Source organism: uncultured Frigoribacterium sp. (assembly GCF_963515265.1).
Lineage (GTDB): Bacteria > Actinomycetota > Actinomycetes > Actinomycetales > Microbacteriaceae > Frigoribacterium.
This window is the reverse complement of record NZ_CAUPYL010000070.1, coordinates 1-11,624: the sequence shown is the minus strand read 5'-3', so window position 1 is coordinate 11,624 and position 11,624 is coordinate 1. Positions and strand designations below refer to the sequence as shown.

The window sequence follows — 11,624 nt, the reverse complement described above, 5'->3', positions numbered from 1 at the left end:
GTGCCGACCTCGGCCGACGAGCTCGAGGCCCTGCGCGGTCGCGCGTCCTCGCTCGCCGCCGAGGAGAAGTCCGCCCGCCGCGAGCACGACGAGCTGCGCGGCGAGCTCGCCGCCCGGATCGCCGAGACGCGTCGCGCGGTGGGCGAGCGCCAGCGCCAGAAGGAGTCGTTCGAGCGCCGCCGCAGCAACGTCCCCGACGAGGCCGTCGAGCGTCGCCGCCGCATCGCGGACGGCACGGGCGTCCCCGTCTCGCGTCTGCCCTACGCGGGCGAGCTGATGGAGGTCGCCCCCGAGCACCGCGACTGGAGCACCGCGGTCGAGCGGGTCCTCGGCGAGCTGGCCACGCACCTCCTCGTCGACGCGGACGACTTCGCGGCGGTGCGCCGTTTCGTCGACGCCGAGGACATGCGCGGCCGCGTCACCCTCGTGCCCGCGACCCCGGGCCTCACGCCGCGCCTCACGCCGATCGCGCACACCGTGCCGTCGATGCTCGTGCTCGACGAGGCGAGCCCGTTCCGCGGCTGGCTGCACGACGAGCTCGTCGCCGAGCGGAGCGTGCTCTGCGTCGAGGGCGCCGACGACCTCGACGCGCCGCTGCCCGACGGCGCACGCGGGGCCGTGACCCGGACGGGCCTCCGCACAGGAGGCGGTCGTCGCGTCACGAAGGACGACCGTCGGATCCGCTCGTGGATCGGCCTCGACAACGCCGCCCGCGTCGCCGAGCTGAGCGAGGAGATCGACGAACTGACCCGCTCGCTCGACGCCGCGCGTGCCGAGTGGGACGCGGCGGAGACCGTCGCCGGTGCCCGACGCCGCGTGGTCGAGACGATCGAGCGTGCCGTGGAGACGAACTGGTCGGACGTCGACGCCGGCCCGGCTCGCGCCCGACTCGACGACCTGCGCGGCCAGCTCGAGCGGGTCGCCCTCGAGCGTCCCGAGGTCGCCACGCTGCAGGCCGCCGCCGCCGAGCACGACGAGGCCCGGCTCGAGGCGGTCCGCCGCGGGGCCGAGGTGCAGCAGGTCCTCGACCAGCTCGAGCAGACGCACGCGACCCTCGTCGACATCGAGGACGCGTTCAGCGACGCCCTGCACGGCGCCGACCCGCTCGACGACCACGAGCGCGCGCTGCTCAGCACGCTCCCGTTCACCGCTCCGCGCGAGGCCGCCGACGTCGAGCGGTCGCGTCGTGACGCCGCGGCCCAGCTGCGGTCGCAGATCGACGCCCATGACCGCGAGCGGGGCCAGCACGAGCTGACCCTCGAGCTCGTCTTCGCGCGCTACCTCGAGCTCGACCGCAACGCCGGGATCGACGCGACGATCGACAGCCTGCCCGCCGTGCTCGCGATCCACCGCGGGCTCGTCGACGACGACCTGCCGCACGCCAAGGAGAGCTGGCTCGAGAAGGCCGGCAGCGACATGGGCGACAGCCTCCGCGCGCTGCTCGTCCAGATCGAGGAGGACGGCCACGTCATCCGGCGCGGCGTCCGCCCCATCTCGGAGGCGCTCCGCGCGATCGAGTTCCATGAGGGCTCGACGCTGGACATCGAGCCGCGGCCCGTGTCGAACAGCGACCTGGCCGACTTCCGGCGCACCCTGCGCGAGCACCTGGGCGACGCGCGCGGGTCGGTGCGCGGTGCCGGGCCAGACGCAGACGCAGACGCAGACGCGGGCTCGAGCGCAGGAGGCGCTGGCCCGGCCGGCGCGTCCGTCCCGTCTCGGGAACCGGCCGAGGTCGAGCGACGGTTCCTCCGCCTCCGGCGCGACCTCGCCCACCTCGAGGAGCGCTCGAAGGTCGGCGACGCGTGGCGGCGGCGGGTGCTCGACGCGCGAGAGCACTTCCAGTTCCGGGCGATCGAGACGCGGGCCGACGGCACGCAGATCGTTCACGAGGGCGTCGCCGGCAAGTCGGGCGGCGAGGGCCAGGAGCTGATCGCGTTCGTGCTCGGCGCCGCCCTGCGGTTCCGGCTCGGCGACGGCACCGACCGGGTGCCGACCTACGCGCCGATCGTGCTCGACGAGGGCTTCGTCAAGGCCGACACGGAGTACACCGGCCGCGCCCTGTCGGCCCTGCGCTCGCTCGGGTTCCAGCTCGTCGTGGGGGCTCCGCGCGACAAGGTCGCCGCCTTCGAGCAGCACGTCGAGAGCGTGGCGTACATCTCGAGCGACCCGACCCGCCCCGAGCTCTCGCGCATCTGGCCGCTCACGATCCGTGAGGCGATGGAGGTCGAGCGCCACGGCCTCGACCCCGCCCAGCTCGACTAGCCGGCCGGCCCGCCGACCGCGGCCGCGCGCGCTGGCGAGTGGTCGGCAACGGTCCCTCCCCGCAGCACGGAGGACCGTTCCTGACCACTCGCCGCCGGCGGGAGCAGAACGAGCAGTCCGGCGACAGGTGCCGGGCCCGAACCTGTGAGTCCGGTATGCTCTTCCCGGCTACTCGCGCACATATCCTCACTTTTACCGACCCTACGTAGCCAGTACCGCGGAGTCCTCCTTGCACCTGAACGACCTCACTCGCAGCCGTGCCGTCGGCCTGTCGATCGTGATCCCCGTCCACAACAGCGCCACGGTCCTCGCCCGGACGGTGGAGCGCTGGCTCGACCGTCTCACCAGCGGCCACACCGAGATCATCCTGGTCGAGAACGGCTCGACCGACATCACCTGGGCCCTCGCGCAGGAGCTCGCCCGGGACAACGCCCACGTGACGTTCCAGGTGACGCAGTCGGAGAAGGGGATGGGCAACGCGCTCCGCACCGGGATCCACCTGTCCCAGGGCGAGCGCGTCCTCCTCACGGCCGACGACCTCCCCTTCGACTTCGCCGACGTCGACGCCGCCGAGCAGCTCGACCCCCAGCCCGACATCGTGATCGGCTCGAAGGCGCACCCCTCCTCCGAGGTCAACCGCCACGTGCACCGTCACGTGTACACCTACGGCTACCGGATGTTCCGTCGCACGGTGCTCGGGTCCAGGGTCGGCGACTCGCAGGGCACGATCATCGCGGACGGCGAGTGGCTGCGACGCAACGTCTCGCACTTCGACGAGCCGGGGTTCCTCTTCACGACCCAGCTCATCTTCGCGGCCGAGCTGCAGGGGGCGCGCATCGTCGAGGTGCCCGTCGTCCTGTCGGTGGACCACTCCCCGAAGCCCTCGTCCGTGCGCTTCTCCGACGCCTGGGACATGGGCGTCGGACTCCTCCGGCTCCGTCGCCGTCGTGCGGAGCTCAGCGTGCAGCCCTCGGCCGTCGAGGCCGCCGCGTGACGCGGTCCACCGTCCACGACGCCCCCGCGACCACCGAGCCCGACGCCGCTGACGCCGACGCGATCGAGGCGGGGCGTGGCACCGCGACGACGCCCCGTCACCAGTCGGGCGTCACGGGACGTCGCCGCGCCCGCCCCGACGCCCCTGCCGGCACCCCCGGGCTCGCGCAGCTCGCCCTGACCTGGCTCCGCAGCCACCTCGGCATCGCCGTGCTCTCCGCGGCGTTGCTCGGCCTGATGGAGGTCTGGGGCAAGCAGGCGAACGGCTACCTCGCAGGCTGGGGCGACCACTTCGTGCTCTCGCCGGAGGGCCTCAGCTGGGCCATCCCCGGGGCCTTCGAGAACGACTGGTTCATGGAGTCGTCCCCGCAGCCGCACTGGTTCTTCGACTCCGTCACGTACCTCGGCCAGGTCACGGGGCACCTGTCGTCGTTCTACGCCGTGTTCTGGGGCGTGGGCCTCCTCGCCTTCGGGGCCGCGACCGCACTGATGGCCGTCAAGGTCGCTCCGAAGGCCGCCCTGGCCGTCGCCGTCGGCTTCACCCTCCTGACGTCGCAGACACCCTGGATGATCGGCGGCACCGGCTCGCTGGTCATCCCCCAGGCGCTCCCTGCCGTGGCGAGCGGCAGCCTGGTCTACCTGACCCTCGCCGCCCTCGTCACGGGCCATCGACGCATCGCCGCGGCCGTGGCGGTGCTGACCGCCGTCGTGCACGTGCAGCAGGGCGCCGTGGTGGTCATCATCCTCGTCGCCTTCACCCTGACGGACGTCCTCCGCACCCGCCGCGTCGACCGTGTCCTCGCCGGCTCGATCGTGGGCGCCGTCGCGATCGTCGTCTTCGGCCTCGTGCTGCGGCCGGTCGCCTCCAACCTCGACGACTTCGTCGAGATCTGCGACACGGTGATCCCCTACCACTGCGCGGCCCACCTCTGGTCGGCGGGCGAGATCCGCAGCACCGTCGGCCTCATCGGGCTCGCCGTGCTGTCCGCCTTCGTGCTCACCCGTCGTGCCCGGATCGGCTGGCTCGTGACCGTCGGGCTGGCCATCACGGGGTACGCGCTCGGCTTCGCGGCCGACGCCCTGAGCATCCCGGTGCTCGGGCAGCTCGCCCAGGGGGTCAACGTCTACCGCCTCGGGACCGTGCTGCTGCCGTTCGCGATCTGGGGTGCTCTCCTGCCCCTCCTGCACCCTGTCTGGTCGAAGGGGGCGATCGCTCGCCTCGTCGTCTGGGCCGCGTCGTTCATGTTGTTGCTCTCGAGCCCGTTCTGGTACCTCGGCGGCGCGAACACGAGCCCCTGGTTCATCGCGGCCTTGGTCGTGCTGACGGCGTCCGCGTACCTCGTGAGCCGCTTCGGCACGCGCCTGACCCGCCCGTTCGTGACGGGCCTCTCGGTGTTCCTGGTCGGGTCGCTCTTCGTCTTCGTCTCCGCCGGCACGGGGATGCTCGCCATCAGCGCGCCGGACTTCCGGTTCCAGAAGGAGCCCCTGCTCGGCCAGTGGGGCGACCAGGTCAGGGCCGCCGTCCCCGCGGGGGACGTCATCGTGACGTCGCCCCGCAACGACTGGATGAAGCTCATCACGCAGCGAGCGGTGGTCGCCGACTGCAAGGACGTCCCCTACGGCGGCGAGCCCTGGCGCGAGTGGAAGGAGCGGATCGGCGACATGGGCGGCATCGCCCAGTGCGTGGCTCCTGGTCCGTTGCTCTTCAACGACCTGACGGCGCCGCAGGTGATCGCCATCGCCGACGAGTACGACTCCGACTTCATCGCCCTCGACCCGGCCGTCACCGGCACCGCTGCGGACCTGGTCGATCTCGGCTGGGAGCCCGTCGTCCAGCCCGTCGACGTGTACGGCATCGTCGTCTACGAGCGCGGCAGCTGACCCGCTGATCGACGCCGGTGCCGGTGCCGGTACCGGTGACCGCCGTCAGACGTCGCGGGTGGACGGGCCCGTGTAGTCCGCGAGGAACCCCTTCGGCAGCGGGCCCTTGATGCGCCGGCCGGACTGCGACTCCTCCCAGGCGTGCGCGAGGATGCCGACCGAGCGGGACAGCACGAAGAGGCCGCGCGCGAGCTCCGGCTCGATGCCGAGCTCGCCGTAGACGACGGCCGAGACTCCGTCGATGTTCATCGGCACGTTCTTGGACGCGAGCTCGTCCTCGATCGCGAGGGCGGCCGCGAGGTGCTTGCCCGCCACGACGCCGTCGTCGCGTGCCCGCTCGACGAGCGTCAGCAACGGGTCCCGACGAGGATCCCGCGGGTGCCACCGGTGGCCGAAGCCCGGCACGAACGCGCCCCGCGCCTTGTGCGAGGCGACGAGGGAGGCGGCGAGCTCGTCCAGAGGACGCCCCGTCCCCAGCCCGCCCTCGTGCGCCGCGACCATCTCGTTCAGCAGCGCGACGCATTGCTGACCCGCGCCTCCGTGCGTGTCGCCCAGCACGTTGACGCCGTTGGCGATGGCCGAGTTGAGGCCGACACCCGAGGTCGCCGCCATGCGCGCGCTCGCGATCGAGGGCGCCTGCGGCCCGTGGTCGACGCTCGCCACGAGCGCGGCCTCGAGCAGGGCGGCTTGCTCAGGGGAGGGAAGCTCGCCGCGGGTCATCAGCCACACCGTGCTGATGAAGTCGACGGTGCCGATCAGCTGCTGCACCGGGTAGCCGCGCAGCTCGATGACACCGGGCTCGATCTTCGTGATCGCGGTCGACCACCACGCCGTCGTCGACGCGAGACGCGCCTCGAGCCGAGCGTTCTCGGCCCGGGCGGCGGCCAGCTGCTCCTCGAGCGAACCAGCGGCGGCACCGGCACCGGCAGCAGCACCAACACCCGCACCCGCACCCGCACCCGCCCCGACCGCGCTCACACCGCACCTCCCTCGTGCAGCGCCCGGATCTCGTCGGCGTCGTACCCGAGCTCGGCCAGCACCTCGTCCGTGTGCTCCCCGAGCAGGGGCGGCGACACGGTGGGCCTGCCCGGCACCCCGTCGATGCGGATCCCGTGCCCCATGACGCGCAACGGCTCGTCGCCGGCGACTCCCCCGGGGAACGGCAGCGAGTGCACCAGCTCGCGGTCGCGCACCTGCGGGCTGTCGAGCATCTCGGCGACGGTGAGCACGGCGGCGGCCGGAACGCCCGCGTCGCTCAGCGCTTCCTCCCACGAGAGGGCGGACCGCGAGGCGAGAGCCGCCTCGAGCTCGGCGGTGAGCGCCGCTCGGTGCGTCTTGCGCGCCTCCCGCTCGGCGAACCGCGGGTCGGCGACGAGGTCGGGGCGACCGACGACGCCGCAGAGCAGCTCGAACTGCTCCTGCTTGTTGGCCGCGATGTTGAGGGCTCCGTCGCCCGTCGCGAAGGTGCCCGACGGGGCGGCCGTGCCGTTGTCGTTGCCGAGCGGACGTGGCTCGGTGCCGGCGACGAGGTGGTTCGAGACGACCCAGCCCATCGCGGTCGCGGCCGTCTCGAGCATGGACACGTCGATGACCGAGCCGACTCCGGTCCGTTCCCGCCCGAGCAGGGCCGACGAGATCGCGAAGGCGGCGGCGAGCCCGCCGAGGGTGTCCGCGATCGGGTACCCGGCCCGCAGCGGCGCGGTGTCGGGGGTGCCGGTGACGCTCATCATCCCCGAGCTGCCCTGGATGATCTGGTCGTAGGCGGGCTTCGCGCGCAGCGGCCCGGTCTGCCCGAAGCCCGAGATCGCGGCGTAGACGAGCCGCGGGTTGATCGCCCGGAGCGCGTCCCAGCCGAAGCCGAGCCGCTCGAGCACCCCGGGCCGGAAGTTCTCGAGCAGCACGTCCGACTCCGCGACCGCCCTGCGGAGCACCTCCGCGCCTCCCTGGGTCTTGAGGTCGACCGTCAGCGAGCGCTTCTGGGCGTTCTGCGCCAGGAACGAGATGCCGAGGAGGCGCCCGTTCAGCTCTGCAGACGCGCCGAGCTGGCGGGCCAGGTCGCCGCCCCTCGGCGTCTCCACCTTGATGACGTCCGCTCCGAGCAGCGCCAGCTGGTAGGCCGCGTAGGGCCCGGCGAGCACGTTCGTCATGTCGAGGACGCGGATCCCCTCGAGCGGGCGGGGTCCCGGCACTGCGGCACCGGGCGCCCCGGCCGCGGGAGCAGGGCCGGCGGCAGTCCCCTCGGCAGGTGCGGCTCCCGTGGGTCCCTCGATCACGCGTTCTCCTTCTCTCGGGCGTCGAGCGCATCCGCGGCGAGGCCGCGCGCAGCCCGGCGGCGTGCGCGGATCTTCGTGAACGCGGCTCCCGCGACGGCGATCACCAGCACGACGTACAGCGTCACCGTGATCCCGCTCGACACGAGGATCGACGGGTCGCCCTCGCTGACGAGCAGAGCCCGGCGGAACTCCGTCTCGGCGAGCGGCCCGAGGATGATCGCGATCAGCATCGGCGCGACCGGCAGCCCGTAGCGGCGCATGAGGAACCCGATCAGCCCGATCACGGTGACGAGCGCCAGGTCGAGGATCTTGCTGCTCGTCGCGTAGACGCCGAGCATCGCGAAGACGGTGATGCCCGCGTAGAGGTAGTGGCGCGGCACCTTCAACAGCTTCGCCCAGAGCGGCGCGAACGGCAGGTTGAGGATGAGCAGCACGACCATGCCGACGAAGAAGCTCGCGAGCAGGGCCCAGACGAGGTCCGGTGCGCGGTCGAACAGCAGCGGGCCCGGCTGCAGGCCGTACTGGCGGAACGCGGCCAGCAGGATCGCCGCGGTGGCCGACGTGGGGAGGCCGAGCGCCAACAGCGCGCCCATCGCGGTGCCGGCGGTCGCGTTGCCGGCCGCCTCCGGACCGGCGACGCCCTGGATGGCGCCGCGACCGAACATGGGCGACTTCCGACGCGCGTCGAGCCGTTTCTCCGTGCCGTAGGCGAGGAACGTCGGCACCTCGGCGCCGCCGACCGGGATGATGCCGAACGGGATGCCGATCGCCGTGCCGCGCAGCCAGGCGGGCGCGGCGAGCCGCAGCTCGCGCCGCGACAGCCAGAGGCGACCGGTCGAGCGCAGCAGCTGGGTCTCGTCGCGCGAGCCGCGGCGAGCGGCGACGCTGAACACCTCGCCGAGGGCGAGGAGGCCGACCGTGATCACGACGATGTCGATGCCGTCGAACAGCTCGGGCACGCCGGCCGTGAAGCGCGAGGCGCCCGAGATGCCGTCGATGCCGACCACCGAGATCGCCAGGCCGATCGCGAGGGCGCCGAGGCCCCGGACGACCGACTCGGTCACGACCGCCGAGATCGCCACGAACGCGAACACGGCCAGCGCGAGGTACTCGGCCGGCCCGAACAGGGTGGCCAGCTCGGCGAGCCGCGGCGCGAAGAACACCACGAGGATCGACGCGACGATGCCGCCGATGAACGCGCCGATCGCCGACGTGGCGAGCGCCTGGGCGGCCCGCCCGCTCGTGGCCATCTTGTGGCCCTCGATCGTCCCGGCGATCGCCGTGCTGTTGCCCGGCGTGTTCATCAGGATGCCCGAGATCGAGTCGCCGAACAGGCCGCCGAAGAGCACCCCGGCGAACATGATGAAGGCGCCGATCGGGTCGAGCGAGAAGGTGACCGGCAGGAGGAGCGCGACGGCCATCGCCGAGCCGAGGCCGGGCAGCACGCCCACCGCGGTCCCGAGCAGGGCGCCGATGAGCACCCAGAGCATGTTGATCGGCGTGAGGACGGTGGCGAAGCCGTCGCCGAGGTTCGCGAGCGACTCCATCAGAGGATCCCTCCCAGGACGCCCGGAGGCAGGTTGAGGCCGAGACCGGCCGAGAAGGCGAGCTGCACGATCGAGGAGATCGCGAGCGACAGGGGGATGTCGAACAGGGGCCGCTGGCTGCCCAGCGCCCGGGCGACGCCCCAGAACAGCAGGGCGCCCGAGAGCAGCCAGCCGAGCGGGGTGAGCGCCGCGATGAACACGACGACGGTCAGCAGCGCGCCGAGCAGCGCACGGTGGTTGCTCGTCGGGCGGAGGGCCTGCGGCTCCCCCTCCTCGTCGAGCACGAGGTCGTCGTCGGGCTGACCGGGGGCCGCGGGCTGCGCGACCTCGACGCTCTCCGACTCGGGCTTCCGCAGCACGTCGACCGCGAGCAGTACGGCGAGCACGATCACCAGGGCGGCGATCAGCGAGGGGAAGACCTGCGGGCCGGGCGAGGCCGTGTTGGCAGGCACCTCCATCGTCACCGTTCCGACCACTAGGCCTAGCCCGATGAGGAGCATCAGCGCCGGGACGATCAGCCCGGTGCGGCGGCGCCAGAAGCCGTCGGCGACGACCACGGCGCGACGGGTGACCGAGACGGTCCGGATGACGCCGCTCACAGGCCCAGCTCCTCGATGATCGCGTCCACACGGGCTTGGTCCTCGGCGATGAACTCGACGAAGTCGTCGCCGGTCACCACCGCCGGCTCCCACGAGTTGCGGCGCAGGGTGTCCTGCCACTCGTCGGAGGCGACCATCTCGTCGATGATCGCGACGAGCTCGTCCCGCTCGGCGGTCGTGATGCCGGCCGGGGCGACGATGCCGCGCCAGTTGGGCAGGTTCACGTCGATGCCCTGCTCGATGAAGGTGGGGGCGTCGATCCCGTCGACGGGCTCCTCGGCCGAGAGGGCGAGGGCGCGCAGGTTGCCGGCCTCGATCTGGTCGCTGAACTCGTTGTAGCCGCTGACGCCGATCTCGACCGTGCCCGAGAGCAGCGCGGTGAGGACCTCACCGCCGCCCGGGTACGAGACGTAGTTGATGTCGCCGGGGTCGACGCCGACCTCGCGCGCGAACAGCCCCGCGAGGAGGTGGTCGGTGCCGCCCAGCCCGCCGCCGCCGATCGCGTGGCTGGAGGGCGCCTCCTGCCAGGCCTCGACGAAGTCGTCGATGGTCTCGTAGGGCGAGTCCTCGGGAACGATGAAGACCTCGTAGTCCTCGGCGAGCTTGGCGATCGGCGTCGTGTCCTCGAGGTCCACGCTCGACCCCTGCACCGTGATGGCGCCCTCCATGACCGTGCCGGTCATCATCAGGTTCGTCGGGTCGGGGTCGAAGTCGGCGAACTGGGTCAGGCCGATGGTGCCGCCCGCGCCGGGCACGTTGACCACCTGGACGTTGTTCACGATGGAGGCGGCCCGCAGCGCCTGCTGCGCCTCCCGGGCCGCGAGGTCCCAGCCCCCGCCGGGCGCGGCCGGGGCCATCACCGTCAGCTTGGCTCTCGGATCGGCTCCCGCGGTGCCGTCCCCGGCGTCCACGGCGGCGAAGCCGACGAGCGCGGCGGTGACGGCGACGCCGACTCCCCCGAGCAGGCGGCGCCGCGTCTTGTCGTTCGGTCTGGCCACGTTCACTCCCTTGTGACGTCGGACGGGCATCCACTAGGTGGATGTCTGTGTCCGCCTGATGGTAGCTTCGCGTCGAGACATCGTGCAAGGCGGACCGCTCAGGACGGCCCGGAGGCGCGGGTCGGGACGAGAGGTCGGCGATGGTCACGGAAGCGAGCGGAGTCCGCGCTGTCAGCCGAGCCCTCGACGTGCTGCAGGCGTTCACGCCCGAGCGCACCTCCCTCTCGATCGGCGAGCTCGTCAAGGCCTCGGGGCTCCCTCGCACCACCGTGCTGCGCCTCGTCGAGACCCTCGTCGCCGAGCGCATGCTGCAGCACGTCGCCGACGGCCGCGTCGCCGTCGGCACCCGCCTCATCCGCTGGGGCGCCTTCGCCGCCGCCGCCTGGACCGTGCCCGAGGCGACCGCCGCACGCATGGCCGAGCTGGCCGCCGAGACGGGCGAGACCGTCAGCCTCTACGTGCGGAGCGGCACGACCCGCGTCGTCGTCGCCCAGTCGCCGAGCCCGCACTCGCTGCGGCACGTCGTCCAGGTCGGCGACGAGCTGCCGCTCTGGAAGGGCGCCGCCGGCATGGTGCTGCTGAGCTCGGTCGCGCCGGAGGCGCTCGGCGCCGAGGTCGCGGCGCTGGCCTCCGTGGTCGCCGGGTCGGGTGCCGGTGCCGCGTCCGGACCCGGGGCCGGCTCGGCTGTCGGGTCCGCCGTCGAGGTCGTCGACGAGGAGGCGCTGGTCGCCCGCGTCGAGCAGGCCCGAGCCGCCGGGTGGTCGCTGTCGCACGGCGTCCGCGAGCCGGGCAACAGCGGCATGGCGGTGCCGGTCCCCGCCCGTGACGGAGCCCAGCCCGTGGCGCTGGCGCTCGGCGGTCCGAGCAGCCGGTTCACCGACGAGGCGACCGCGCGGTTCCTCGGGGTGCTGCAGGCCGCCTCGTCGCACATCGCCCGCACCGGGCTCCCGCCTGCCCTCGACTGACCTGGCCCCGGCCCGGGCGACGTCGCCGCGGGTCACCACCCCGACCGACAGGAGCGACGATGCCCCAGCCCGACCCGCAGCAGCCCGAGACCCCCGCCCCCGGGCC

Annotated in this window: 9 protein-coding genes; 4 read left to right on the top strand and 5 right to left on the bottom strand. The window is 73.0% G+C overall.

What is annotated here, in order from left to right; all coding sequences use genetic code 11:
* The 3 genes from RWM17_RS07795 to RWM17_RS07785 all read left to right on the top strand — a co-directional run.
* On the top strand, positions 1-2,262 hold a 2,262-nt coding region (locus RWM17_RS07795; protein ID WP_314102515.1), incomplete at its 5' end, for an SbcC/MukB-like Walker B domain-containing protein.
* Between the two features lie 229 nt (positions 2,263-2,491).
* Positions 2,492-3,256: a glycosyltransferase family 2 protein gene (locus tag RWM17_RS07790; RefSeq protein WP_314102514.1), complete on the top strand. Its 765-nt coding sequence runs from the start codon at positions 2,492-2,494 to the stop codon at positions 3,254-3,256.
* The gene (locus tag RWM17_RS07785) at positions 3,253-5,136 is read left to right on the top strand and encodes a DUF6798 domain-containing protein (RefSeq protein WP_314102512.1); all 1,884 of its coding nucleotides are present in this window, start codon (positions 3,253-3,255) and stop codon (positions 5,134-5,136) included. Before RWM17_RS07790 ends, RWM17_RS07785 begins: the two co-directional genes overlap by 4 nt.
* A gap of 45 nt (positions 5,137-5,181) precedes the next feature.
* Here RWM17_RS07785 and RWM17_RS07780 read toward each other — a convergent pair whose 3' ends face one another.
* The 5 genes from RWM17_RS07780 to RWM17_RS07760 are packed head-to-tail and all read right to left on the bottom strand — an operon-like array spanning position 5,182 to position 10,553.
* On the bottom strand, positions 5,182-6,114 hold the full coding sequence (locus RWM17_RS07780) for a citryl-CoA lyase (RefSeq protein WP_314102511.1): 933 nt from the start codon (positions 6,112-6,114) through the stop codon (positions 5,182-5,184).
* The gene (locus RWM17_RS07775) at positions 6,111-7,409 is read right to left on the bottom strand and encodes a CoA transferase (RefSeq protein ID WP_314102510.1); all 1,299 of its coding nucleotides are present in this window, start codon (positions 7,407-7,409) and stop codon (positions 6,111-6,113) included. The genes RWM17_RS07780 and RWM17_RS07775 overlap by 4 nt, the downstream gene beginning before the upstream one ends.
* The gene (locus tag RWM17_RS07770; RefSeq protein WP_314102509.1) at positions 7,406-8,956 is read right to left on the bottom strand and encodes a tripartite tricarboxylate transporter permease; all 1,551 of its coding nucleotides are present in this window, start codon (positions 8,954-8,956) and stop codon (positions 7,406-7,408) included. The genes RWM17_RS07775 and RWM17_RS07770 overlap by 4 nt, the downstream gene beginning before the upstream one ends.
* Positions 8,956-9,555 carry a tripartite tricarboxylate transporter TctB family protein gene (locus tag RWM17_RS07765; protein WP_314102508.1) on the bottom strand — a complete coding sequence of 200 codons (600 nt, stop codon included), beginning with the start codon at positions 9,553-9,555 and terminating at the stop codon, positions 8,956-8,958. Before RWM17_RS07765 ends, RWM17_RS07770 begins: the two co-directional genes overlap by 1 nt.
* Complete coding sequence (locus RWM17_RS07760) at positions 9,552-10,553, bottom strand: tripartite tricarboxylate transporter substrate-binding protein (RefSeq protein ID WP_314102506.1); 1,002 nt, start codon at positions 10,551-10,553, stop codon at positions 9,552-9,554. Before RWM17_RS07760 ends, RWM17_RS07765 begins: the two co-directional genes overlap by 4 nt.
* Positions 10,554-10,693: 140 nt before the next feature.
* Here RWM17_RS07760 and RWM17_RS07755 point away from each other — a divergent pair, with 140 nt between their 5' ends.
* Positions 10,694-11,518: an IclR family transcriptional regulator gene (locus RWM17_RS07755; RefSeq protein ID WP_314102504.1), complete on the top strand. Its 825-nt coding sequence runs from the start codon at positions 10,694-10,696 to the stop codon at positions 11,516-11,518.
* The last annotated feature ends 106 nt before the right edge of the window (positions 11,519-11,624 follow it).